The organism is Cupriavidus sp. IDO, from assembly GCF_000812465.1.
GTDB lineage: Bacteria > Pseudomonadota > Gammaproteobacteria > Burkholderiales > Burkholderiaceae > Cupriavidus.
The window spans coordinates 46,296-72,211 of the sequence record NZ_JWMA01000035.1; the positions used below are offsets into that span (position 1 = coordinate 46,296).

A 25,916-nucleotide genomic window follows, 5' to 3' on the forward strand; every position below is an offset into this window, starting at 1 on the left:
GGGTGGCTTTGGCTGGCTGCTCAGGGCGCGATCGCGGCCCGCAGCCGATCGCCGGCCAGTGGCATATCGCGCAAGCGCACGCCGGTGGCATCGAACAGAGCGTTGCCGATGGCGCCGGCCGTCGGGCCCATGGCGGCTTCCGCCACGCCCAGGAATGGCGCACCCGGCCGGTTGATCAGATGCACATTGATCTGCGTGGGGACCGTGGAGAAACGCATGATCGGGTAGGTGCCCCAGTCGAAGCTGCGGATGCCGGCCGCGTCGAAGCGCAGCTGTTCATAGAGTGTCCAGCTGGCCGATTGCAGGATGCCGCCTTCGATCTGGTTGCGGACGCCATCGGGATTCACGATCTGGCCGCAATCGACAGCCACGTCGGCGCGCTCCAGGCGTACCCGGCCGGTGTCGCGCTCCACGGAGATCTCCACGGCCATCGCCACGTAGCCCATCAGGTTCTTGTACCTGGCGAAGGCGAAGCCGGCGCCGTGCCCCGGCTTGCGGACGCGCTGCGCCCAGCCGGACTTCTGCGCCGCCAGCCGGATCACGTCCAGCGCGCGCGGATCGTCCATATGGCGCAGGCGGAACTGCACCGGGTCCGCGCCGGCGGCATGGGCCAGGTCGTCCATGAAGGTTTCGATCGCGAACACGTTCAGATGCGCGCCCAGCGAACGCATGGCCGAGGTCCGCAGCGGCATCGTCGGCGAAAAGTTGTTGACGATATGGCGGCTCGGCAGGCGGTAGAGGGGAATCGCGTTGCGGTCGCCGCCGCCTTCAGGCTGCATCATCGGCACCGACGGAGCCGGCGTGAAGGGTCTGGCCAGATGCGTCGCGGGCAACAGGCGCCCGGCGTTGACCACGCGCTCATTGTGCGAACTGCTCCAGAGCGCGTAGTCCCAGTTGACAATGGTGCCGTCGGCGGACAGCGAGGCCTTGACCTGCGCGACCATCGCCGGGGTGTAGTGGTCCCACAGGTTTTCCTGGTCGCGCATCCATTGCACGCGCACCGGCCGGCCCGGCAGCGCGCGCGCCAGAAAGGCGGCGTGTGCCGCCGCATCGTCGGCGCCGTTGTGGCCATAGCAGCCGGACCCTTCCATGTGGATGCAGCGGATCTTGTCCTTGGGCATCGACAGCATCTCGGCCAGCCCGTCGCGAAGCGGATAGACGCCCTGCGAATGCGTCCACACGGTCAGCATGCCGTCCTGCATATGACCCACCGCGCACGACGGCCCGATCGACCCGTGCATCAGGTATGGCTTGGTGTAGGTGGCCTCGAGGGTCTTGGCCGGGGTTGCCATCGGCGCACGCGCATCGGCGATGACGATGCGCTCGGTGGCTATCTGCCTGAGCTGCGTGGTCACCTGCCCGGGCTGGGGCAAGGCACGGCCCGGTCCCCAGTGGCATCCGGCAGAAAGCGCGCGCTGGGCCTGCACGGCCTGCCATTCGCGCTGCGCCACCACGGCCAGCAGATTGCCGTCGCGCACGATGGCGATAAAGCCCGGCATGGCCCGCGCGCCCGCTTCGTCAACGGACTGCAGCGGCGCGTCATAGGCGGATGGCAGGACTACGCGCGCGTGCACCATCCCGGGTAGCTTCATATCCTGCACGTAGCTGGGGCCGCCGGTGACCTTGCCCGGGATGTCGAGCCGCGGCAGCGCAGTGCCGATCACCGTGAACGAAGCCGGGTCCCTCAGCGCGGACGTGGGCTTTGCCACGACGTGCAGGTTGACGTCCGGAAGCAGCTCGGCAAACGACTTCGAGCGGCCATCGGCCGCATGCACACGCGCATTGCGCACGGTAAGCGTGGCAGGGTCCGCACGCAGCGTACGCGCGGCCGCATCGGTGAGCAGGCCCCGCACCTGGGCGGCGGCATTGAGCAGTGCACTGCCGCTGTCGGCCATCGTATGGCTGCCCGCGGTCAGGCCCTCATCGGGGGAGCGCCCCGTGTCCGCGGTCAGAAAGGTGATCTGGCCGGGGTCGGTCTGCAGTTCCTCGGCGGCCACCTGCAGCAGCGCGGTACGCACGCCCGTGCCCAGTTCCACCTTGCCGGTGTAGACCGTGACGCGGTTGTCCGGTGCGACCTTGATCCATGCATCCAGATAGGGATTGGTCTTCAGGCTGCCGGCCAGTTTCTCGAAATCGCTGCCCACGCGCACGGCGGCGCCCTCATCGGCCAGGACGACTTCCGCCAGCACCCGCCTGCCCGGCAGCAAGGTAAAGCCCACCACGAGCGAGCCGGAAACCATGAAGGCCCGGCGCCCGGGGTTGTCCGGGAGTCTCTTGTCGTCGGGGCTCATCGCACGGTCTCCGTTGCGGGTTTGCCGGTGCCGGCGGGGCTTGCGCCGACCGCGCCGACCGCGCGGATCGCGGCAAGGATGCGCATGTGGGTGCCGCAGCGGCACAGGTTCGGCTCCATATGCTTGCGGATTTCGGCGTCGGTCGGATGAGGACTGGATTCCAGCAACGCCTGCGCACGCATGACCATGCCGGCGATGCAGTAGCCGCACTGGGCCGCCTGCTGTTCGATGAACGCCTGCTGGAGCGGGCCGGGCTGCCCGGCCGTGCCCAGGCTTTCGATCGTGCGCACCGGCCGCTTGCCCACCGCGGACACCGGCATCAGGCAGGAGAAGGTGGGCTTGCCGGCCACCAGCACGGTGCACGCGCCGCATTGTCCCAGCCCGCAGCCGAACTTGGCGCCATGCAGGTTCAGGTCCTCGCGTAGCGCATAGAGCAGAGGGGTCGAAGGATCGACGTCGAGCGAGTGGCTGACGCCATTGACTGTGAGCTGGATCATTTCGCCGCGTCTCCCTTGCGGATATCGGTCACCGCTTGCGTGACGCCATCCCACGGCGGCAAACGGGAATAGGTGGCCCGGAGGTAGAGCGCCAGGTCGCCAATCTGGGCGTCGTCCAGCGCTGCGTCGAAAGCAGGCATGTAATGCAGCGCCTGCTCGCCTTGCCAGGGCACGCCTTCCAGCATCATCTGGATCGCATTGCGCGGCGTGGCGGCATGAATGGCGCTGCTGGTCGCCAGGGCGGGACGGTCGCCGATGCTCTGCATCGGCGCCTTGCCGCCATGGCACGATGCGCAGGCGCCGGCAAACAGCACGCTGCCGCGCCGGATCGCCGCCGGGTCCGCCACCGGCACGCCGGACTTGACGCTGTCGGCCGACGCGGGCTGCTGCAGCGAGAACAGATAGGCGGCCATCGCTTCGACGTCCGCCGGCGGTACGGTGGCCAGTTCCTGCGTGACCGGGAGCATTGGCCCGGCGGCGGCGCCATGCGCGGACGAAATGCCGGTGCGCAGGTAGGCGACAAGCTGCGCCTCGGTCCACGGCACCGGTCCATGCGCCAGGCGCGTCAGTGGCGGCGCCTCCCAGCCATCGATCACACCACCTTCGAAGGCCTTGCCCCATTGTTCGCCGCCGATGAGGTTCAGCGGCGTATGGCAGGCGGCACAGTGGCCGAGGCCATTCACGAGTTCACGGCCACGATGCCACTGGGCGCTGCGCGAGCTTTCCGGCGCTTCGGGGCCGGTGCGCAGGAACAGTACGTTCCAGAACGCCACCAGCGGCCGGAAATTCAGCGGAAAGATGAGGTCGTTGGGCGGGGCCTTGGCCACCACAGGATCGCGGCGCATCAGGTACGCGTAGGCTGCAGCGATATCCGCGTCGGACATGCGCGTGTAATGGATATACGGGAAGGCGGGATAGAGCTGATGGCCATCGCGCGAGATGCCGCGGCGCATGGCACGCGTGAAGGCCTCCAGCGACCACGTGCCGATGCCGGTTTCAGGATCGGGCGTGATGTTGGTGGTATATAGCGTGCCGAATGGCGTCGACAGTGCCAGCCCGCCGGCATAGGGCTTGCCATCGCGGGCGGTATGGCAGACCGCGCAGTCTCCCAGCGCTACCACACGCGCACCGCGCAGCGTGAGCTGGCCGCCGAATGAGGACGGCGGGGGTGGCTTGACGGGGGCAAGCGCCTTCTCCCACATCAGGTACAGCGCAATGCCCGCCACCACGACTGCGGCGATGGCCAGCATGGCGAGCCATCGATATCGAAGCTTCATGGTACGGGCCTCCCGTGAATTCGCGCTTTTGTTGAGGAGAAGCGTAGGAGGCTCGGCGGGGTGCCGACAATTGGCGGGTGGTGGGTGCCCGGTCAGACCTTGGTATGAGTGGGATGCGCGAGGCAGCGCGCGTGTCCGCCAGAGGCCACACCGTGCATCTCGAGAACGGCGACACGCCGCGGAAATCCCGCCCCGGCCCGGCGTGTGCCAGGCGCGCTAGACCCCGCCGTGGATCGGTATGGTGAACGCGAACATGCTGCCGTACGGCACCAGGGGTGCGGCACGCAGTTGCCCTTTGTGGGCTTCAACGATCGACCGGCAGATCGACAGCCCCATGCCCATGCCGTTGGCCTTGGTGGTGTAGAACGGCTGGAAGACCTGTTCAAGCAGATTCCCGCCAATTCCCACGCCGGTGTCGGCCACGCTTAGCTCCAGCGCGGTTCCATCGACGATGCGCGTGACGATATGCATCACGCGCGGACGGTCGTTCCCCTCGCTCATCGCTTCCATGGCATTCACCACCAGGTTCAGGATCACCTGCTGAAGCTGGATGCCGTCGCCAAATACCGTGGGCTGTTCGGCGTGCAGCGCCAGCTTCACGGCAATGTGGCGGCGTTCGATCTCGCTGCGTGAAATGACCAGGATATGCCGCACGGCCTCGTGGATGTCCACTGGCGCAAGCATGGGCGCCGCATTGCGCGTCAGCGACTGCAGGCTGCGGATCATGTCGCCGGCACGCTGGCCGTCGCTGGCAATGGCCTCCAGGCTTTCGCGTGCGTTGGCAAGATCGGGGGTCGGGCGGGTCAGCCACCGCAGGCCGGCGCCGGCGTTCGAGACGATCGACATCAGCGGCTGGTTGATCTCGTGCGCGATCGATGCGGTAAGCTGTCCGACCGTAGTGGCACGCGCCACGCGGGCCAGGTCGGCCTGTGCGCTGCGCACGGCGTCCTCCGCCTCCCGGCGCGTCGTGACATCGGTGACGGTCCCGACATACTCGAGCGTGCCATCTTCCGCGGGCAGAGGCTCGCCCACGGCCGCCAGATGGCGTATGGAGCCGTCGGATCGAACAATCCGATGCTCGACGCGGATCGGCAGCCACTGTTCGACGTGGGCCGCCACCACCTTGCGTACCGCAGCCCTGTCTTCCGGATGCATGCGCGCAACGAAGTCTTCGAAGGCGATCTCGCACTGCGCAGGGTCGAGTTCGAAAATTCGCCGTAGCTCTTCCGAGCAATAGAAGCGATCCTGGCGCAAGTCCCAGCGCCAGCTGCCGGTGTGGCTCACGCGCTCGCCCATGACCAGCGAGGCCTCGCTGGCGCGCAATTCACGCTCCACATTCTTCCGCCGTTCGTTTTCGGAAAGCAGGTCGTCATAGAGACGCGCGGTGCGCAGGGAAATCGCGGCTTGTGCGGCGATCAGTTCCAGCAGGCGCGTCTGATCCAGCGTAAAGGCGTCGCGGACCAGGCGGTTTTCCAGGTAGAGCACGCCAATCACTTCATTGTGACGCAGCATCGGAATGCAGATGGCCGAGCATTCGGGGTGTGCCAGGAGGTACGGATCCATGGCAGGCGGGTTGGCGGACTGGGCCGCCCCCACCATGGCCACCTGACCCGAGCGGACGGCGGTGTGGAACATCGAGAGCGGCAGCGCGTCCGCCGCCAGCCTGTCCTGCACCAGACGCACGCGTATGCCCTCTGCCGAGGTGTCGGCGCACGCCTCCACCAGCGGGCCTTCGGGCTGGATGCGTATCAGCAGCCCACGCTGGGCGGTCGCGTATTCCAGCGCAATCGTCATCAGCTTGTCGATCAGGCGGTCCAGCCGGATTTCCTCGGTCAACGCCCGCGACGCCTTGATCACGCTTTCCGCGTCCACCGACTGCTGACCGTCGCCCAGGTACCAGGCGCGCGGCGGCGCGGCGTCGACAAGATCGGGATGCAGCGCCTCCATCTGCGCGACCTTGCCCGTGGCGCCCCAGCGCAGATAGTGATCCCGGGCGGCGCGGCGATGTGCCCTTGCGGCCGACGCCAGTCCCAGCGTGATGCAGTGCCTTCCCGCCCGCTCGTGCGCCATCGCGGCGATCTGCACGAATCCTTGCGTGGACGCTTGCGCGATCGCCGCTTCGTAGCGCGACATCGCGCCCAGTGCGTCGCCTTCCAGCTTGGCCAGCTCCGCCTCCACCAGCAGTGCCTTGTCGGTGAACGTCGCCGGATTGGCATCGGCGCAGGCGCGGATATGACGGGCATCGGCGCGCAGCGTTTGCCATGCCGCCGGGTCCGGTGGGTCGGGCAGGGAAGCAATGGTCAGTGCGCGGTACAGGCGGAAATCGAGCTGGTGGATGTGGCCCGGTGCTGACCATGCAAAGCGGGCCGCCTGGTCCAGGCACTGTGCAGCCGACCCGGGCTGATCCGCAAGAAACAGGATCGCGGCGCGATAGGTCCAGTGCCAGAACTCGAACGTCGAAAGCCGTTCGCCCGCAGAGCTGTGCGCGGCATCGAAATCGAGCGCAAGGGCGTCCCCGGCCGGAAATCCCGTCGTGCGCAAGCTATCGACATAGCGCAGCTGCAGCAGCAGGATCAACTCGACGTCATGAAAGCCGGCACGGCGCACCACTTCGAGCCCGCGCCCGATCTCGGCGCGGATTTCGTCCAGCCGGTCACCGCGAGCCATCATGGTGGCCACGATATGGCAGCACTCGTAGCATGCGGTGGTCAGGTCGCCGTGGGCCATGCCCGCTGCAAGGCCGGCGCGGGCGCACTCGATCGAATACGACAGCGGCTGCGTCCACACGCTGAGCTGATCCAGCGGCAGAAGCGTGCGGGCTTCGTAGGCGGCGTAGCCATGGTGCGTTACCAGTCGGTGGGCCATTTCCCCATAGCGGAAGCCATCGGCATAGGCGCCGTAGCGGTGGCAGACCATGACTCCCAGCCAGGCCAATGACGCGGTGGACGGGGCGGCCATGCCGTGAGCGAGCGTGAGCCGCAGCATTTCGCAATGACCGAGGAACGCAAGGTTCTCGTCGGTGAAGCTGGCGGGTACGAGCAGCGCCGACAGCAGACCCATCGCGGCCTCGATCTCTGCATCGCGAACCTCGGCCAGCGTGATTATCTCGGGCAGCCTGTCTGGCGCCAGTAGCGGGCGGATCGTGTCGTACAGCGCATCGCATGCCGCCGTATCCGGGTGCGGGCTCAGTGCGATCCCGACCGGACGCAGGCTGGCGATTGCGGTTTCCACGGCGAGCGTGTTCTCCGAGCGGCGTGTATGAATCTCGATCTTGAGCCGATAGACGCCGGCTTGCTGCAGCCGGGCCGCCGGCTGGCGGATCAGTTCGGTGGCCAGCGTGAGCGCATCGTCCAGGCGTCCGAGCTGGAACCAGCAGGTTGCCTGTTGTTCCAGCAAGGCAAATTGCAGCGGGTGGCTTGCATCCGAATGCGTGGTGGCCTTGCGCACGAAGGCCATGCCACTTTCCACATAGCCCAGTGCGGCACCATAGGCCGCCGCGCGCCGGGCGCGCAGTGCGGCGGTGTGGAACAGCCAGGCCACGTCGAGCGCTTCCTCCGGCGTCGTGACCAGCGTTTCCGCCTGCGCCAGCAGGCCGCTGGCACGGAACAGTACGTCATCGCGCACCTCGTCGCTGACATCGTCGCGCACGCGGGTAACCAGCTGCCGGCCGGCGCGCAGGCAGATGTCGGCATGATCGTCTGCCGCCAGTCCGGCGTGCGCGGCTTCCTGGACGCGGTCGTGCACAAAGGCATAGGCGCCGTCCTGCGCCAGCGATACCACGCCGGCCGCACGGGCCGGCGACAGCCGCGCGTGCAGCGCACGCTCGCTGATGCCGAAGGTCCCGCATAGCAGCGACATTTCGGCGCGGCGGCCCAGACACGCCATGCCGCCCAGCAGGCGGCGGGTTGGCCCGGGCAGGCGGCGCAGGCGCTGCAGCACCAGCGCCGCCACATTGTCGGTATGGGCATGCTGCGCGATGCGCGAGAGATCGTATTGCCAGCCATCGGCATCGGACGAATAGACGAGCAGCCGGTCATCGACCAGCGTCGTCAGGAACTGGATGACGAAGAAGGGGTTGCCGAGCGTCTTGTCATGGACAAGCCGCGCCAGTGGCAGAAGCGCCTGCGCCGGCGTACGCAGGGTCTCCGCCAGCAGGTTGGCCACGGTTGCCTCGGAAAATACGTCCAACACCACGTCGTGCACCGGCACGCTCTGCCGCAGGCGTATCAGCGCTTCGGCTCCCGCGGTTCGGGCGCTGCAGATCAGCAGCAGCGGCGGCGGGGCAGGGTGGCGCACCAGCCGGGCGAGCAGATGCCGGGACGGTGCGTCGAGCCACTGGCAATCGTCGATCAGCAGCACGAAGGGGCTGTCTGACTGCGAGAATGCCCTCACCAGCTGGCGCATCGCGATCTCGACATGGACATCGGCATCGGCGGCTTCCGACGCGGGGAAGGGCGGAAAATCGGCCACCAGCAGCCGTAGCGCCGGTGCGATGCTGCACGCCAGTTCACCGTAGGTGCCCAGGGCCTGCATCAGGCGCGCTTGCCACGCGCGTACTTCTTCCTCGGGCAGGCCAAGGATCTGGTGGAACAGTCCCTGGAATGCCTCGGCGATCGGCGCATATGGCACACCCTTGCGAAACTGGTCGGCCTTGCCCATGGCGCACCATACCCGCTGCGGCCGGAGGGACTTGACGAACGCCTGCATCAGCGCGGATTTTCCGATACCTGACGGGCCTGTCAGCGCCACGGCCGTAGAGCATTTGGCGGTGATTACGCGGCTGAACGCCGCGGACAGCTGGTGCAACGCTGCATCCCGCGCAAACAGGCCTTCGGGGAGGTCCAGGCCAGCGGGCTGATCACGCTCGCCGGGCTTGAAAGGGGCGATGTCCCCGGTCTCCTGCCACGCCGCCATGCAGCGCCTGAGGTCAAACTCCAGCCCGGCGGCCGACTGGTAGCGGCGGCTCGGGTTCTTGTCGAGCAGCTTGAGCACGATTCGGGAGAGGGGTTCCGGAATCTCCGGCAGGATCTTGTGCAGCGGCACCGGCGCACTGGCCACGTGGCTGTGGATCCATTCGGCCAGGTCACCCGGGTTCCTGACCGCGAGCGGCAACTGCCCGCTCAGCAACTGATAGAGGATCACACCGAGCGAGTACAGGTCGCTGCGGGCATCGATGGCATGGCGTGTGCGGCCGGTATGTTCTGGCGACATGTAGGCCGGGGCTTCGCCACCCATCATCATCGCCGCGGGCCGCCCACGGCTTGCGTCGTTGTGGCCATTCCCGCCGGACTGGCGCACGGCAAAGCCGAAATGGCCGATGCGGCAGTGTCCCGCCGCATCGACGAACAGACTGAAAGGCGTGACCGCGCGGTGAATCAGGCCGCTCTCGTGTGTGGATTTCAGCGCGGCGGTGGCGCCGAGTGCGATGCCCAGCACGCGTCCCAACGGTTGACGCTCTGGCAGCAGCGTGACCAGAGGGTCGCCGGAATGACCGTCGTAGAGCGAAGCGATGCCGCTCCGGTAATGGCTGATGCCGCGCGGAACCAGCGCCCAGTCATCGCGTAGCAGCACACGCAATGCGTACTCGTTTCGGATGCGGTGCGCAGCATCGGACTCCACCTGGCTTGATGCCGCATGCGCGATCACTATCGTTTCGCCAGTGGATGTATGAATGCCGCGCGAGAATGCGACGATGCCATCCTGATGGATCGTTTCGAAACGATAGTCCGATAACGCACTGGCGTCTGGCTGGCCGATAGTGGCGGTCATCATGGTGCGGCGCCAGTGGTGGGCGGGCAGGCGGCACGCAAGGGCGCGGTGACTGTCACACGAATTCCTTTAGATACGATGGAAGGCACGACCGATGACAAGGGATCCCGACGCGTCCGCTGCCCGCCTGGACAGCATAGGCCCGTCGGACTTCGCGCTACATAATACTGTGGTATTGCCGCCCGCCACCACCCGATGGTCGCCTCCGGAACCGGAAGCGGGCAGGCGTCATCGTCGTGTGTCGCGAGCGCCGCATGCAAGGCGCTCCAGGCCAGCCGGTTCAGCCAGGCGTGCGATCACGAGCCCGGCCGCGGCCATGCTGATGACCTCTTCCCGTTGGGACGGCGTGGCTTCGTTGGCGCGGATCGCCCCTGGCTTGCGCAGAGCGCGGCGGCGGTTCGGCGCGCGGATTGGAACACAGCGCTCGCAAGCTTGCCAGCCATACCATCGTATTAGTGCCAGCGACCTGGCAAGGCGCGATGATCCCTCGCGTGTGAGCCTGGCCTCCAATGGTCTGCTCCTGCTTCATGTGCGTCCGCACAATTTTCCTGATCTTCGCCGTGCTTGCAGACACGAACACCACCACGCAGCTGAAAGCCGCGCCAGCATCGGCTGGTCCAGTCGCATCACCCAGCGGAAGGTTCCGCTCACTAATACGAAAGGCCGATGGCTACCGCGTCAAGGGCTGTCTAGTCTTGCATCCGGTGGCATCGTGTGATTCCCGCTGAAGGGAACACGACGCACCGATGCCATCCGGACGGGCTGCCCGGCACACGCTGCGGCGCCCGCTCTTCGCCCCCAACCGCTATAGAGGAATCAGACCATGTCGAACCCCAAGCTCGAAGTCCTGACCCCGCAGAACAGCCAGCTCATCATCATCGACCAACAGCCGCAGATGGCCTTCGGGGTCCAGTCGATGGACCGCCAGGCGCTGAAGAACAACGTGGTGGGCCTGGCCAAGGCGGCGAAGATCTTCAATATCCCGACCACCATCACCACGGTCGAAAGCGAGTCGTTCTCGGGCTACACGTACCCGGAGGTCCTCGACGTCTTCCCGAATGCGAAGACGCTCGAGCGGACCTCCATGAACTCGTGGGACGACCAGAAGGTACGTGACGCGCTGAAGGCCAACGGCCGCAACAAGGTCGTCGTGGCCGGCCTGTGGACCGAAGTCTGCAATACGACCTTCGCCCTGTGCGCGATGCTGGAAGGCAACTACGAGATCTACATGGTGGCCGATGCATCGGGTGGCACCAGCAAGGAAGCGCACGACTACGCGATGCAGCGCATGGTGCAAGCCGGTGCCGTACCCGTGACCTGGCAGCAGGTACTGCTCGAATGGCAGCGCGACTGGGCGCACCGCGACACATATGACGCCGTGATGAAGCTCGTCAAGGAGCACTCGGGCGCCTACGGCATGGGCGTCGATTACGCCTACACGATGGTCCACAAGGCGGCACAGCGCACCGCCACGCCGCACGAGTCGCTGGCCCCGGTTCCGGCCCGCTGATCATTCCCACGCCAAACGAGCCATTTGCACGAACGCGGGCACGCCTCGCCATTCCGGAGGATCAAAATACATGAACTACATCACCAGCAGGGACGGTACGCAGATCTTCTACAAGGACTGGGGCGCCGGCCCGCCGGTCGTGTTCTCGCACGGCTGGCCGCTCGATGCTGACGCGTGGGATGCCCAGATGCTGTTCCTGGCGGGGAAGGGCTTCCGCGTGATCGCGCACGATCGCCGCGGCCACGGCCGTTCGGGCCAGCCGGCGCAGGGCAACGACATGGACACGTACGCCGACGACCTGGCCGCGCTGCTGGACGCGCTCGACCTGCAGGGCGCCACGCTGGTCGGCCACTCCACCGGCGGCGGCGAGGTGGCGCACTATATCGGCCGCCATGGCACCAAGCGCGTGGCCAGGGCCGTGCTGATCGGCGCCGTGCCGCCGATCATGGCCAAGACCGCGGCCAATCCCAACGGCCTGCCGCTGGACGTGTTCGACGGCATCCGCAAGGGCGTGGCCGACAACCGGTCGCAGTTCTACAAGGACCTGGCCGTGCCGTTCTTCGGCTTCAACCGCCCGGGCGCCAAGGTTTCGCAGGGCACCATCGACACATTCTGGGCACAGGGCATGGCTGGCGGCATTCTGGGCCAGTACGCATGCATCAAGGAATTCTCGGAGGTGGATTACACCGAGGACCTGAAGAAGATCACCGTGCCCACGCTGATCCTGCATGGCGATGACGACCAGATCGTGCCCATCGACAATTCGGGGAGGCTGTCGGCAAAGATCGTCAAGAACGCTACGCTCAAGGTGTACCCGGGCGCGTCGCACGGCATGTGCGTGATCAACGCCGACCAGGTCAACGCCGACCTGCTGGCCTTCCTGAGCGCATAAACGCATGTCAGTCACCCGCCGGCAATTCATCGCCTCGGCTGCCGCCATCGGTGCGGCAGCCTCTCCGGAGCTTTTCGCCATGTCACCGACCCCGACTCCCGATCTCATCCTGATCAACGGCAAGTTCACCACGCTGGACCGCGCCAATCCGCAAGCCGATGCCGTCGCAATCCAGGGCGGCCGTTTCGTCAGCGTGGGCACGCGTCAGGAGATCATGAAACTCGCGGCGAAGCAGACCACGGTGATCGACCTGAATGGCCGGCGGGTCATTCCGGGGCTGATCGACAGCCATATGCACATCATCCGCGGCGGCCTGAACTACAACATGGAGCTGCGCTGGGACGGCGTGCGGTCCCTGGCCGATGCCATGCGCATGCTCAAGGCCCAGGTGGGTCGCACCCCCGCGCCGCAATGGGTGCGTGTTGTCGGCGGCTTTACCGAGCACCAGTTCGCCGAAAAGCGCCTGCCGACCATCGAGGAACTGAACGCGGTGGCGCCGGACACGCCGGTGTTCATCCTGCACCTGTACGACCGCGCGATCCTGAATGGCGCGGCACTGCGCGCGGTCGGCTACAACAAGGACACGCCCAACCCGCCGGGCGGCGAAATTGTGCGTGACGCCAGCGGCAATCCCACCGGCCTGCTGCTGGCCAGGCCCAACGCGACGATCCTGTACGCCACGCTGGCCAAGGGCCCGAAGCTGCCGACCGAGTACCAAAAGAACTCGACGCGCCATTTCATGCGCGAGGTGAATCGCCTTGGCGTCACCGGCGTGATCGATGCCGGCGGAGGCTACCAGAACTACCCCGAGGACTACAGCGTCATCGAGGAACTGCACAAGGAAGGCCACCTCACGGTGCGGCTCGCGTACAACCTGTTCACGCAGAAGCCCAAGGAGGAACTGAGTGACTTCAAGACGTGGACGTCGGCGGTCAAGCCGGGCCAGGGCGACGACATATACCGCCACAACGGCGCCGGGGAAATGCTCGTCTATACGGCCGCCGACTTCGAGGATTTTCGTGTCGAGCGACCGGATATGCCGCCGTCGATGGAAGCGGACCTGGAGCCGGTGATCCGCCTGCTGGCCGAGAAGCGCTGGCCGTGGCGGCTGCATGCCACCTATGACGAGACGATCACGCGCGCGCTCAATGTCTACGAGAAGGTGGCGCGCGATATCCCCTTCAGCGGCCTGAACTGGTTCTTCGATCACGCCGAGACGATCTCCGATCGCAATATCGACCGTATCGCCGCGCTCGGCGGCGGCATCGCCGTGCAGCACCGCATGGCTTACCAGGGCGAGTACTTTGTCGAGCGCTACGGAGCCAAGGCGGCGGAGGCCACGCCGCCGATCCGGAAGATGCTGGAGAAGGGCGTCAAGGTAGGCGCCGGCACCGATGCCACGCGCGTGGCGTCGTACAACCCATGGGTGTCGCTGTACTGGCTGACCACGGGCAAGACGGTGGGCGGGATGTCGATGTATCCACAGGCCAACCTGCTCGACCGCGAGACGGCGTTGCGCCTGTGGACCGAGTCCAATACGTGGTTCTCGTCCGAGGCGGGAAAGAAGGGGCAGATCAAGACGGGCCAGCTCGCCGACCTGGCCGTGCTGTCCGCCGACTACTTCGCGGTGCCCGGCGATGACATCCAGGACATCACGTCGGTGATGACCGTGCTCGGCGGCAAGGTCGTCTACGGCGACAGCGAGTTCGGCAAACACTCGCCCCAGATCCCGCCCGCGATGCCGGACTGGTCGCCTGCCCGCCACGGCAGCCAGTACCAGCCGCGCCCACAGGCCCAGGCCCGCGCTCTGGCGCTGAACACAGCCTGCGGTTGCGCCTCTTCGTGCGGCGTGCACGGCCATGCGCATGCGAAGGCGTGGACCTCGAACGTGCCGGCGTCGGACGAAGGCGCGTTCTGGGGCGCGCTGGGCTGCTCCTGCTGGGCATTCTGAACCCGCGCCAATCCGAACGGAGACAGGTCATGCAACCTTCGAGGTCCTCGCCGGCAACCGCCAGCGACACACCGCTGCACCTGCCGGGCTGGCTGCGCTGGATCGCACTGTTGTTGCTGTGCGCGGCCTACCTCCAGGGCGGCCTGGTCAAGCTGTTTGCCTTCTCCGGCGCGGTGGCCGAGATGCAGCACTTCGGCCTGTCACCGGCGGCGCCGCTGGCCGCGGCAACCATTGCGCTGGAGCTCGGCGCCTCAGCGATGATCCTGCTCGGCCGCTGGCGCTGGCTTGGCGCACTGGCGCTGGCCGCGTTCACGCTGGCGGCCACGTTCATGGCCAACAGCTTCTGGAACGCGCCGCCCGAAGCCCGGTTCATGATGGAAAATGCGTTCTTCGAGCACCTGGGTCTGGTTGGGGGCTTCCTGCTGGTGGCGTGGGACGACCTGCGCGCCCGGGGGCAACCGTGACGCAGCCCGCTGCTCCCACCCTGAGCCAGGCACCGGGCGGCACGTTCGCCCCGCTGGCCCGGCCAACGTTCGCCGTGCTGTGGGTCGCCACGATTCCCGGCAACATCGGCAGCTTTATGCGCGACGTCGCCAGCGCATGGCTGGCCACCGACCTGTCGGGGGTAAGACTGCCCCCGGACAGGCACTGAACCTCCTGTTCACGTTTCCACATTGCGAGGCCTGTATGAAGCTCTACCTTGTCTCCCTTGGCGCCGGCATCCTGGTCGGCATCATCTACGCGCTGATGCAGGTCCGCTCGCCCGCACCGCCGGCCGTGGCGCTGCTCGGCCTGCTCGGCATGCTGATCGGTGAACAGGTGGTGCCGCCGGTCAAGCGCATGATCGCCGGCGAGCCGGTCACCGTGGCATGGTTCCACAAGGAATGCGTGCCGAAGATCACCGGTGTGCCTGGACCGACTCTGACCGCTGAGAACAATAAAAATGGCGAGAATGCTGCGCATTAACCTGCGGTCTTGCATTTGCACGGTGCTTTTCCTGGTGAACACGTCAGCGTTCGGGCAAAGTACCGTGACCATCTATGGCCGCCTGAACACGGCGATCGAGTACTCGCGTGCCAGCACGGCCACCGATGGCACGTCGTTAGGCAGCGTCGTTCGGCAGACCAACTATCGTTCAGTGTGGGGCCTGCGCGGCGAGGAAGGGCTGGGCGGCTCCTTGAAGGCGGTCTGGCAGATCGAAAGCAACCTGTCCCTGGACACGGGTCAAGGCCAGATCGCCGGCCGCAATTCGCGCATCGGCCTGCAAGGCGACTATGGCCTTTTCTTTATGGGGCACTGGCACACGCCGTATACCGAGGCCACGATGGCTTACGACCCATACTACCCGACCACGGCCGGCTACATGGCGTTGATCGGGAACGGTTCCACGTCGAGCTCCGACAACGTGCAGGACACCAGCTCGTTCGACCGCCGCCAGAAAAACATCGTGCAGTACCGGTCACCACAGCTCGCGGGCGCCAGCCTTTGGCTGGGCGTGGGGATGCCAGAGGAAAAACTCACCGTACCACGCAATCCCGCGCTGTATTCAGCGGCGCTCGTCATGGACCGCGGTCCTCTCAATGCGACCGTGGCGTACGAAGTCCACCACAATTACCAGGCCGCCGGCCGCAACGACGATGCCCTGAAATTCGGCCTGGCCTATCAGATTTTCTCCGGCACGCGGATCGCTGCGGTCTACGAACACCTGCACTACCGAACCGACAGCGGCAGCCTGCAGCGCAATGCTTTCTATGCCTCACTGGTGCAGCAACTTGGTACCGGCAGTGCGCGCATCGGCTTCGCTTATGCGGCCAATGGCACCGGTACATCGACGCAGACAATCGGCAATTTCCGCAGCGGACCGGAAACAGGTGCCATTCAGTTCACGATAGGGTACGAATATCCGTTGTCAAAGCGCACGGCACTGTTCACGTACTACAGCCGGATCGAGAACAGAAAGAATGCGATCTATGACTTCGCTATCAATCAGCTGGGCATTCACGCCGGTGCCGATCCGCAGACTTTTGCGCTCGGCATGCGGCACAACTTCTAGGTACGTGGCGTGGGGCGTGGCAATACTTCAGTATTATTTTGCGCCGCGCCGGACGGCATTATGCTGTAAGCGAGCGGTGGACAGGGGCCCGGCGTTTCCCGTCACCGCAATGACCAAGTAAGGATTTTGTGTGACTGCCACTCCCGTGATCGCTATCGTTGACGATGATGCATCTGTCAGGGATGCCATGGGACGGCTGGTGCGCTCTTATGATTTCGCCGCGGAACTGTTCGGGAGCGGACTGGAACTGCTGCAGTTCGTCGCGCTCGACAGAATCGCATGTGTGATCACGGATGTGGTGATGCCCGGCATGAACGGCTTCGTACTCTACGAAACATTGCGCGCGCGCGGCTTCGACAGGCCGGTCATCTTCATGACCGGCTTTGCCGAGGAGGGCTCCGAACAGCGCGCCCTGGCGGCCGGCGCGGCCTGCTTTCTCAGGAAGCCGTTTCAGGATACGGACATCATCCGGTGTATTGAGCACGCCCTGCAGGCTCGCCGGGGCGAGCCGCCGCCTTAGATACGATGGAAGGGCTGGCCTGTTGTGGCAGATCCTCCAGTTCAGTTATTTGTGACAGGTCTGGTTCTGGTGGGGCGGCAGGGCGAACTGGAAGACGGCCCCGAAAGGTGCATTCGCGCTCGCCCACAGCCGGCCCCGGTGCGCCTCGACGATCGATCTGCAGATCGCGAGACCCATGCCCAGGCCTTCGGCCTTCGTTGTGTAGAACGCCTCGAACATCCGTTCCACAGCCTGCGGCTCCAGTCCAATGCCGGTATCCTGGATGGCGACCAGCGCGGCACCGGATGCGTCGCACCGTGACTGGATCAGCAATTCCCGGGGGTGCCCCGCCACCTCTTTCATCGCCTCGATGCCATTTAACATGAGGTTCAGCAGCACCTGCTGCAAATGCACTCGATCGCCCACCACCGACGGGAGGTCAGGCGCCAGATCGGTTCGCACCAGGATCTGATGGCGAATCACCTCCCCGTGGACGAGGGCCTTCGTGTCTTCGATGAGACAGTTCAGGTCCAGCAGCACAGTGACGGCGGTCGTCTTCCGGAACAGCGCGCGCATTCCCCCGATCACCGAGCCGGCCCGATGCCCGGCCTGGACGATGCTCCCCACCGCGTCGCGCACTTCGGCGAGATCGGGCGGCTGGCGGGCGAGCCAGCGCAGGGCCGAGTTGGCGTTGGTGACGATAGTGGCCAGCGGCTGGTTGACCTCGTGGGCGATGGAAGCAGTCAGCGCGCTCAGGGTCGTCACGCGCGTGACATGGGCGAGCTGGGCCTGCGCCTGATGCAGCGCCTCTTCGGCACGCCTGCGCTCGGTCAGGTTGAGCACGAAGGAAACACCCTGGTCCTCACCCTCTTCGAAACTTGCGGACCCGATCAGCACTGGTACGCGGCTGCCATCCTTATGGACGAATTCTTTCTCGAATGGTGAGACGGCCCCGTTCAGCCTGAATTCCTGCGCGAACCTTGCGTCGCGCTCGTGCCACTCCGGGGGCGTCAGGTCCGCCCAGCTCAGGCAAGCCGAGGCGGGATCCGCGCGGTCGTAGCCTAGCATTTGGAGGAATGCATCATTGGCCTCGAGAATGCGGCCATCGAGGCGCCAAATGAAGATCCCGATGAAGTTGGCCCTGACCAGGCGTTGGATCGTAGCCTCGCGTTGTTTCAGATCGCGGTACAGATAGGCATTTTCCAGCGCGATCGCCGCCTGTGAGGCGAGCAGCTTCAGCACCGCGGTCCGTTTCGGAGCGAAGACACGTGGCGCGAGGCTGTTCTCCAGGTAGAGCACCCCAATCAGCCTGGACCGGGTGAGCAATGGCAGGCAAAGCATCGATCCGGCGTGACGCTGCAGGATGTACGGATCGGCGGAAAACGGGCTCTGTGCCGTGGCATTGTCAAGATTGATGTTCTCGCGGGTGCGCAGGACATGGCGGAGCATCGATACCGGCAGCGCAGTCGTCGTCACGCTCTCGTCGCGCAGATGCACTGTGACAGCATCACCACAGGTCATCGCCTCGGCTACGATGCGCTGGTCGGTTCCCCGTGGCAGGATCAGCAACCCCCGCTCCGCGCCGGCCAGCTCAATCGCCGTGCGCATGAGTGTGTCGAGCAGCTTGTCCAGCACGACTTCGCCCGACACGGCCTGCGACACGGCAATCACGGTGGCGAGGTCCAGGTGGTCGACCGGCCCCCCGGTCGTTGTCGTCGGTACGGGCGCTTGCTCTTCCCTGCAACGGGGGGCGAGCGTGGGCCCCGGAGCTTCATCCGGACAGCGCCCGAATGGCTCCGCGTCGAAACCGGCATCGTTGCATGAGCCGAAGACCGGGGTCAGTCCGTGCAGGGTGGCAGTCACGGGAGGCCTTTACATGGGATTCGTCAAAGGCGCAAGTTGTACTGACTCCATGCCGGAATCATGCCGCGCCCGACACCAATGTACGTTCGATGTCAGCCCATTGGCTTGAACGCCTGTGCTCTCCTTTGCTCCATTGTGTGCAGCGCGGAAGCAGGCAATGGCTGACGCGCGAAGGCCAATGGGGAAGCCAGGAGGTCTAGTCCCGTCGCGTGCGCCTGCAGTCACCTGGCGTTAACCCAAGCTTCTTCGAGAAACTGCGCGTCAGATGACTCTGGTCCGCAAAGCCGCAGGAAACAGCAATCCCGGCGATCGGCAAATCCGTGGTGCGCAGCAACCCGACCGCGCGCTCAAGGCGACGCTCCAGCAGCCATTCATGTGGTGTTTTGCCGGTACTCTGCCGAAAGGCCCGCGAAAAATGACTTCGGGACAACTGGCACGCATCAGCGACCTCGGCAATCGACACGGTGCCGTCGTCCAGCCGCGCCGCCAGATAATCCTGCGCCCGCGCCAGTATGCGAGGGGGAAGCCGGCCCGTGCGGCGAATCCGGCCGGGATTGACGCCGCCATAGTGTTCGACCAGGTGCGTGCCGATCGCATGTCCGAGTTGATCGATAAACAGCCTGCTGGCGCTGTCAGGCCGCGCAAGGATCGGCAGTAGTGCCTGGGCGAGGTGGGCCAGCACGGGATCTCGTTGCGCCGCCGCATGGCGCAGCTCGAGACCTGGGGGGCAGCCCAGCTCCAGCGCGGTCCGCTCGATGAAGTGGGGTGGCAGTTCGATCAGTACGAAATCAAACGTGCCGGAGAGGTCGGCCTTGTAGTCATCCTGGAAGTTCCGCACATAGATGGAACCTGCCTCGAATTCATGGGTGTTGGCCTGGTTCGGATGGAAGATGCGGCGGCGATGACCTTCCACCAGAGACACGCCTGCCAGAAACCCTCTTACCGAGGCCGGCGTTACCACCTGACTCACCCGCTCAGTCGCGGAGCCTTTGCGGAAGAAGGACAGGTCGCCGGCGGCAAGCGCCTGGTCGTAGCGCAAGGCCTCCGACACGCAGCCCAATGAGTCGCGCGGCAAGGTCGGCCCGCCAGGCTTGTGGGCAGAAGTAGATGTGGGCAATTGCATGCGGTGGTCGAGGTCGTTGCGCCAAGGCCAGGCGTGACAGGGTGACTGACTTCACTGAAAATGCACTGCCGGCAGATCGAGACGTCGCCAGCCTTCCAGTGGTCAAGCGATGCGCCGGGAAAAATACTATCATCGCCAGGCGCGTCGAGCACTGCTGGTCATTCTAGGCGGTGCGGCACGAAGCTCAACAACGCTTGGTGCTGCGCGAATGGGGCTCGACCGCACAGCCTGACGGCGTAGTGCGGTTACCCAACGGTATAAGTGGCAAGCTGCGGAGGCCTGTGCTAGAAATTCGTGCAGGGAGGAAGAGTGCGGTTCGCCCCGGCGCGCTATTGAACAGTCAACTGCGCTGTATACAATCGCCAAGACACTAGTGAGCCTACGAACGAATCATGCCAGCAAGAGCAAGGGGAGAGCCAGCCGTGACTGCTGCCAGTGGGGAACCTGCCCGGACCAGCACGACCGATGAGCAGATGGTGCTGATCGTCGATGACGATGCCATGCTGCGCAACGGGCTGGGCAACTTGTTCCGTTCGGTGGGCATGCGGGTAGCGCTGTTCGGTTCGGCCGCCGAGCTGCTTGAATTCAAGTTGCCCGACGCACCGTGCTGCCTGGTGCTGGACGTACGGCTGCGTGGCCCGAGCGGGCTCGATTTGCAGACGCGGCTGGCACAGATGGGCATTCACATTCCCATCATCTTCATGACCGGATATGGCGACATCGCCATGAGCGTGGCAGCCATGAAGGCGGGTGCCGAGGATTTCATGGCCAAGCCGTTTCGCGATCAGGATCTGCTTGACGCCGTGTCCGCCGCGCTGGAGAAGGACCGCCTTCGTCGTCAGGCGGTGAGCAAGATCGATGATATTCGCGCCAGCTACGCCACGCTATCGCCGCGTGAATCCGAAGTCATGGGCATGGCGGTGTCCGGCCTGCTGAACAAGCAGATTGCCGGCGAGATCGGCATCAGTGAAGTCACCGTCAAGATCCACCGCGGCCAGGCCATGCGCAAGATGAAGGCGCGGACGTTTGCCGATCTGGTACTGATGGCGCAGCAACTCGGCATCTGCAAGGCCGGCCACTGACTGGCGCCAACTGTCGCGGCGCGGCGATCCAGGACACTTGTCGGGTCCTTCGCGCATATCACCCCTCTATTCCCATAGAACCCCCGGAGGCGCTACGGGCTACGTAGCGCCTTGCTCGCGAAGCGGGGCATCGGTCATGCGCGGGCACCGTCAAGATAGGGGTCGAACGAGCGGGCCGGCTCGGCGGACACGCCGACCTTGTCCAGGCCCGCTACCTTGCCGAAGCCTTCTGCGAGCGGGGCAGGGTTGCCGGCGCGCGCCCCGTCGGTGAAGGCATCGTAGGTGCGGAACTCGTAGCCGTACTTGTCTCCAGGCACGGTCGAACGGAACTGGTAGCCGTACTGATCCGCCGGCACGCCGCTGCGGAAGTCATAGCCGTACTTGTCGGCGGGCAAGGTGCCAGCCTGGGCGGCGCCAAGGGCAGCCAGCGACAGGGCGACGGCGGCAGCGATCTTCTTCAGGGGGGAAGTGTTGGTCATGATTTCTCTCCGCAAGATTGGCTTGATCATTGAGTGTATTTGAACGGTTATGGACACCTGTTTTGCTGCTTGCCCGTCGTCCATGTCCAGAACTATAAGATTGGCATCCGGCGAATGCGCAGAGCACTTCCGGATAAGTTATTCAATTTTTTTGATATTGCGTTCGCGCCGGGAATCCCGTCTGTCACCATCGCATCTGCGCGCGGAAATCCGCCTGCTCGAGCCCGCGGCGTCGGCAATGCGTCGAACACCGCCTGCGCGGCACTGCATGCCGCATGAAGCCTTGGTCACTTCCCGCCTCCGAACCGCGCCATCGCACGCGCTGGCGGCCACCTAGGGTTTCTCCCGAAGGGCCGCCGTATCCATCTGTTTTCATTGCGATTTGGCTCGCACCATGCCTCTTGCGGAGCGGTGCGGCCCAATTTCGGCCTTGACCCTTTCGCAGAAGCGTCGATAATTCGAGCGTTAATGCAAACGTTTGCAAAAGGAGTTGGAGCATGGAAACTTCCATCGAGCGAAAGACGTTGTCAGACCAGCGCCTTTCCCTGATCGAGGACGAGAATTCGGTGACACGCATCGTCGAAGCCGCCATGGCGAATACCGCCAATCCCCGGCTGCGCTTCGTCATGGATGCGCTGGTCCGGCATCTTCATGCCTTCCTGCGCGAGGCACGGCTGTCAGACGAGGAGTTTGAATTTGCCCTGTCGTTCATCGCCGGCCTCGGGCATGCCACCCATGCCAGCCACAACGAGGTTGTCCTGGCCGCCGACGTGCTTGGCTTGTCGACCCTGGTGACAGTGATGAACAACAGCACCAGGGACGGCCGCACCCCGGGCGCGCTGCTGGGGCCGTTCTATCGCGCCAACGCGCCGAAATATGCCTGCGGCGATTGCGTCGTGCAGGACGATGCGCCCGGCTTGCCGCTGTTCGTCAGCGGCACCGTGCGGGGGACCGATGGCACGCCGCTGTCCGGCGCGCTGGTCGAGGTATGGCAGGCGTCGCCGGTGGGGCTGTACGACAACCAGGATCCGACGCAGCCCGACCGCAACCTGCGCGGCTGCTTCCATGCCGATGAGGGCGGCAACTATCACTTCCGCACCGTGCGTCCCGCCGGCTACCCGGTGCCGACCGACGGCCCCGTAGGCGTGCTGCTGGCGGCGCAGAAGCGTCATCCGTACCGGCCGGCGCACATCCATTTCATTGTCGCGGCGCCGGGCTACCGCACGCTGGTCACGCAGGTATTTGCCGATGAGCCGGAACAGCTCGAGTCCGATGTCACGTTCGGCGTGCACCGGCAACTGGTGGGCGATCTCCGCCTGCACGAACACGGCCGCAGCCCATGGGGCGAGGTGCCGGCACCGTTCTACACGCTCGTGTTCGATTTCACGCTGGAGCCTGGCGAGCAGACCTTCCCGAAGCCGCCGATCGACTGATGGCGGGTTCGGCTTCCTGTTCGGCTTTTCTTTTACGCATTCCTATCTCGAAACCATGAGCACTACTTCCCTATCCGGCAAGGTTGCCGTGATCCTCGGCGGCACCGGCGGTATCGGCCTCGCGGCCGGCGCCACGCTGGCTCAGCTTGGCTCCAGCGTCGTGCTGACCGGGCGCGACGCGGACAAGGCGGCCAGTGCCGCCGCGGCGTTGCCGGCCGGCAACCACCTTGCCGCCGTGGCCGAAATCTCTGACAGCGCCTCGCTGCGCGCGCTGGCCGACGAGGTCAGCCACCACTACGGCCGCGTCGATATCCTGGTGAACACGGCCGGATTCACGCGGGCGGTCCCGCATGCCGATCTCGACGCGCTCGACGATGCCCTGATCGACGAACTGTTCGCCATCAACTGGCGCGGCCAGTTCGCCGCCATCCGCGCCTTCGCGCCGCACCTGCGCGCCACCGGCGACGGCCTGGTGGTCAACGTCGGCTCCATCGCCGGCCGGACGGGGCAGGGCAGCAACGTGGCGTACTGCGCGGCCAAGGCCGGGCTTGATGTCATGGCGATGTCCCTGGGGCGCGCGCTGGCACCGCATATCCGCGTGCTCAACGTTTCGCCCGGCGTGGTCGACACCGCCTTCGTACCTGGCCGCGACAGTGGCTTCAATGAACGCGCCGCGAAGACGACCCCGCTGAAACGCATCGGCCAGGCGCAGGACGTGGCCGATGCCATCGCCGCGTGCGCCACCTCGCTCCGCTTTGCCACCGGCACCACCATCGTCGTCGATGGCGGCCGGCAGCTTGGCTAGGCCAGACCCGGATCAGACCTTTTCCCGCGTTCCCAATTTCGCTCCTACTATCGGCTTTCCCTCATGCACGCACGCAAGACCATCATCACCTGCGCGGTGACCGGCAATATCGTCACGCCCGAACAGCATCCCGGCTTGCCGGTCACGCCGGCCCAGATCGCCGACGCGGCACTCGAAGCCGCCGAGGCCGGCGCGGCCGCCGCACATATCCATGTGCGCGATCCTGAAACGGGCCGCCCGTCGATGTCGCTCGACTACTACGCCGATGTCATCGATCGCATCCGCAAGCAAAACCGCTCGCTGATCATCAACCTCACCACCGGGCCCGGCGGCCGCTTCGTGCCGAGCGAGGACGAGCCGCGCGTGGCCGCGCCGGGCACCACGCTGCTGCATCCAGCGAAGCGCGTCGAACACATCGCGGCGCTGCGTCCCGACGTCTGCTCGCTCGACCTGAACACGATGAACTCCGGCGGCGACGTGGTCATCAACACGCCCGCCAACGTGCGCAAGATGGCCGGCGTGATCCGCGCGGCCGGCGTCATGCCCGAACTGGAGATCTTCGATTCCGGCGACCTCAACATGGCGCTCGACTTCATCCGCGAAGGCGTGCTGGACGGCCCCGGACTGTGGACCTTTGTGCTGGGCGTGAAGTACGGCTTTGCGCCGACGCCGGAAACCATCTTCTACGCGCGCAACATGCTGCCCGCCGGCGCCCACTGGTCGGCATTCGGCATCGGCCGCGCGGAATTCCCCATCGTCGCCCAGGCATGGCTCGCGGGCGGACATGTGCGCGTCGGCATGGAAGACAACATCTATCTGGAGAAGGGCGTGCTGGCACCAAGCAATGCGGCGCTGGTCGCCAAGGCGCGCGACATCGTCAGGTCGCTCGGCGGCGAGATTGCCTCGTCGGCCGACGCCCGGCGCACGCTCGGCCTGCGCGAGGCCTGATCCCGGCCATACAGAACGAAAGATTTCAGTAAGGAACCACTATGAACACCATTCGAGTCAGCGAGAAAGCCCCCAATATCGACGCCCTGCAGCTTGAACTGCTCGGCGCGCCACGCCCGGAAGCGGCGGAGGGTCAGGTCATCATCGAAGTGGCCAGTGCCGGCGTGAACCCGAGCGACGTGAAGGCAACGCTCGGCCTGATGCCGCATGCGGTCTGGCCGCGTACGCCGGGCCGCGACTATGCCGGCGTCGTCGTCGATGGACCCTCCGGCCTGCTGGGCCAGCAGGTCTGGGGCAGCGGCGGCGAGCTCGGCATCCGCCGCGATGGCACGCATGGCAAGTACCTGCGCATCCAGGCCAGCGCGGTGCGCGCCAAGCCGGCGTCGGTGTCGCTGCTGGAAGCCGGCGCCGTGGGTGTGCCGTTCATCACCGCTTATGAAGGGCTGCGCCGCGCGGGCATGCCGCAGGCCGGCAGCACCGTGCTGGTGTGCGGCGGCAACGGCAAGGTGGGGCAGGCAACGATCCAGATCGCCACGGCGCTCGGCGCGCGCGTGTTTGCGGTGGAGCGCTCCGCGGAAGCCTATCGCGGCCATGCCAGCGGCGATGTGCGCATGATCGATGCCAGCAGGGAATCCATCGCCGCGGTGGTGCGCGAAGAGACCGACGGACACGGCGCGGACATCGTCTACAACACGGTGGGGAGCCCATACTTCGAACAAGCCAACCAGGCCATGGCGATTGGCGCGGCGCAGATCTTCATCTCGACCATCGAGAAGCCGGTGCCGTTCGATATTTTCGCCTTCTACCGTGGCCAGCACACCTATGTAGGCGTCGACACCCTGGCGCTGGACAGCAACGCCTGCGCGGGCATCCTTGACCAGCTCGCACCGATGTTTGCCTCGGGCGCGCTGCGGCCGTTCCCGGTCCTTTCCGACTACACCTATTCGCTTGCCAATGCCAAGGAGGCTTACCGGGCGGTCCTTCAAGGCGCGACCGAACGCGTGGTGCTCAAGCCATGAACACGACCCGGTTCGCACAGGCGCCGGCCTACTTTCCGGCCAATCATGAAGGCATGCACTGCCTGCGCCTGCAAGGGCATGAAGCGGGACCGTCCGAAGCGTTGTGGATGGGCGTCTCGGTGCTGCTGCCGGGGGGCCATACGACGATGGATGCCTCACCGGTGGAAAAGCACTATGTGGTGCTGGAAGGCGAAGTCTGCATCAGCACGCCCGATGAATCCGTGATGCTGGGCCAGTTCGATTCGGTACGGCTTGCACCCGGCGAGGCGCGGCAGGTGTCGAACCCGCACAACCGGCCGGCGCTGCTGCTGTTGGCCATGCCGTATTCGAAGGCGTAACTTTTTTCTACGGCTTTTTGCAAACGTTTGCTTAGTGTGCCCGCAGGCGGTCCTGCGGCCCGTCCACGAGAAGACACATCACTCATC

20 protein-coding genes and 1 pseudogene are annotated in these 25,916 nt (G+C 65.5%); 14 read left to right on the plus strand and 7 right to left on the minus strand.

Annotated elements, in window-relative coordinates:
* Positions 1-20: 20 nt before the first annotated feature.
* From RM96_RS11920 to RM96_RS11935, 4 genes are all read right to left on the minus strand, one after another.
* Positions 21-2,291, minus strand: coding sequence for a xanthine dehydrogenase family protein molybdopterin-binding subunit (locus RM96_RS11920; RefSeq protein ID WP_039010726.1), 2,271 nt, complete (start codon positions 2,289-2,291; stop codon positions 21-23).
* Positions 2,288-2,788 (minus strand): (2Fe-2S)-binding protein, encoded by a 501-nt coding sequence (locus RM96_RS11925; protein WP_052279464.1) that lies wholly within the window; start codon positions 2,786-2,788, stop codon positions 2,288-2,290. Before RM96_RS11925 ends, RM96_RS11920 begins: the two co-directional genes overlap by 4 nt.
* Entirely contained in the window at positions 2,785-4,065 is a 1,281-nt protein-coding gene (locus RM96_RS11930; RefSeq protein WP_039010727.1) for a c-type cytochrome, read from the minus strand. The genes RM96_RS11925 and RM96_RS11930 overlap by 4 nt, the downstream gene beginning before the upstream one ends.
* A gap of 216 nt (positions 4,066-4,281) precedes the next feature.
* Complete coding sequence (locus RM96_RS11935; RefSeq protein WP_052279465.1) at positions 4,282-9,837, minus strand: trifunctional serine/threonine-protein kinase/ATP-binding protein/sensor histidine kinase; 5,556 nt, start codon at positions 9,835-9,837, stop codon at positions 4,282-4,284.
* An 820-nt stretch (positions 9,838-10,657) separates the two neighbouring features.
* On the opposite strand from RM96_RS11935, the gene RM96_RS11940 reads away from it, so the two are divergent.
* The 8 genes and pseudogenes from RM96_RS11940 to RM96_RS11975 all read left to right on the plus strand — a co-directional run bounded on the left by RM96_RS11940 (position 10,658) and on the right by RM96_RS11975 (position 16,760).
* Positions 10,658-11,344, plus strand: coding sequence for a hydrolase (locus RM96_RS11940; RefSeq protein WP_039010728.1), 687 nt, complete (start codon positions 10,658-10,660; stop codon positions 11,342-11,344).
* A gap of 70 nt (positions 11,345-11,414) precedes the next feature.
* Positions 11,415-12,236: an alpha/beta fold hydrolase gene (locus RM96_RS11945; protein WP_039010729.1), complete on the plus strand. Its 822-nt coding sequence runs from the start codon at positions 11,415-11,417 to the stop codon at positions 12,234-12,236.
* Between the two features lie 4 nt (positions 12,237-12,240).
* Complete coding sequence (locus tag RM96_RS11950; protein WP_039010731.1) at positions 12,241-14,187, plus strand: amidohydrolase; 1,947 nt, start codon at positions 12,241-12,243, stop codon at positions 14,185-14,187.
* Positions 14,188-14,216: 29 nt separating this feature from the next.
* Positions 14,217-14,651, plus strand: coding sequence for a DoxX family protein (locus RM96_RS11955; protein ID WP_039010733.1), 435 nt, complete (start codon positions 14,217-14,219; stop codon positions 14,649-14,651).
* Positions 14,648-14,809, plus strand: a pseudogene (locus tag RM96_RS11960) (MFS transporter); the annotation flags it as partial. The gene RM96_RS11955 and the pseudogene RM96_RS11960, both read left to right, overlap by 4 nt.
* A 65-nt stretch (positions 14,810-14,874) precedes the next feature.
* On the plus strand, positions 14,875-15,153 hold the full coding sequence (locus RM96_RS11965; RefSeq protein ID WP_039010736.1) for a XapX domain-containing protein: 279 nt from the start codon (positions 14,875-14,877) through the stop codon (positions 15,151-15,153).
* Positions 15,140-16,240: a porin gene (locus tag RM96_RS11970; protein ID WP_152624099.1), complete on the plus strand. Its 1,101-nt coding sequence runs from the start codon at positions 15,140-15,142 to the stop codon at positions 16,238-16,240. Before RM96_RS11965 ends, RM96_RS11970 begins: the two co-directional genes overlap by 14 nt.
* Before the next feature lie 145 nt (positions 16,241-16,385).
* A complete protein-coding gene (locus RM96_RS11975; RefSeq protein WP_082016521.1) occupies positions 16,386-16,760 on the plus strand; it encodes a response regulator transcription factor in 375 nt (124 codons plus the stop codon).
* Between the two features lie 45 nt (positions 16,761-16,805).
* Here RM96_RS11975 and RM96_RS11980 read toward each other — a convergent pair whose 3' ends face one another.
* A complete protein-coding gene (locus RM96_RS11980) occupies positions 16,806-18,602 on the minus strand; it encodes an ATP-binding protein (protein WP_082016522.1) in 1,797 nt (598 codons plus the stop codon).
* Between the two features lie 196 nt (positions 18,603-18,798).
* The gene (locus RM96_RS11985; RefSeq protein WP_338011411.1) at positions 18,799-19,641 is read right to left on the minus strand and encodes an AraC family transcriptional regulator; all 843 of its coding nucleotides are present in this window, start codon (positions 19,639-19,641) and stop codon (positions 18,799-18,801) included.
* Between the two features lie 506 nt (positions 19,642-20,147).
* Here RM96_RS11985 and RM96_RS11990 point away from each other — a divergent pair.
* Entirely contained in the window at positions 20,148-20,807 is a 660-nt protein-coding gene (locus RM96_RS11990) for a response regulator transcription factor (protein WP_039010741.1), read from the plus strand.
* A gap of 134 nt (positions 20,808-20,941) precedes the next feature.
* Here RM96_RS11990 and RM96_RS11995 read toward each other — a convergent pair whose 3' ends face one another.
* Positions 20,942-21,286: a hypothetical protein gene (locus RM96_RS11995; RefSeq protein WP_039010742.1), complete on the minus strand. Its 345-nt coding sequence runs from the start codon at positions 21,284-21,286 to the stop codon at positions 20,942-20,944.
* Between the two features lie 497 nt (positions 21,287-21,783).
* Here RM96_RS11995 and RM96_RS12000 point away from each other — a divergent pair, with 497 nt between their 5' ends.
* From RM96_RS12000 to RM96_RS12020, 5 genes are all read left to right on the plus strand, one after another.
* The gene (locus RM96_RS12000) at positions 21,784-22,719 is read left to right on the plus strand and encodes a dioxygenase family protein (protein ID WP_039010744.1); all 936 of its coding nucleotides are present in this window, start codon (positions 21,784-21,786) and stop codon (positions 22,717-22,719) included.
* Positions 22,720-22,774: 55 nt separating this feature from the next.
* The gene (locus RM96_RS12005; protein ID WP_039010745.1) at positions 22,775-23,524 is read left to right on the plus strand and encodes an SDR family NAD(P)-dependent oxidoreductase; all 750 of its coding nucleotides are present in this window, start codon (positions 22,775-22,777) and stop codon (positions 23,522-23,524) included.
* 63 nt (positions 23,525-23,587) lie between these two features.
* Complete coding sequence (locus RM96_RS12010; protein WP_039010746.1) at positions 23,588-24,472, plus strand: 3-keto-5-aminohexanoate cleavage protein; 885 nt, start codon at positions 23,588-23,590, stop codon at positions 24,470-24,472.
* 41 nt (positions 24,473-24,513) lie between these two features.
* A complete protein-coding gene (locus RM96_RS12015; protein WP_039010748.1) occupies positions 24,514-25,491 on the plus strand; it encodes a quinone oxidoreductase family protein in 978 nt (325 codons plus the stop codon).
* Positions 25,488-25,829 carry a cupin domain-containing protein gene (locus RM96_RS12020; protein WP_039010750.1) on the plus strand — a complete coding sequence of 114 codons (342 nt, stop codon included), beginning with the start codon at positions 25,488-25,490 and terminating at the stop codon, positions 25,827-25,829. Before RM96_RS12015 ends, RM96_RS12020 begins: the two co-directional genes overlap by 4 nt.
* The last annotated feature ends 87 nt before the right edge of the window (positions 25,830-25,916 follow it).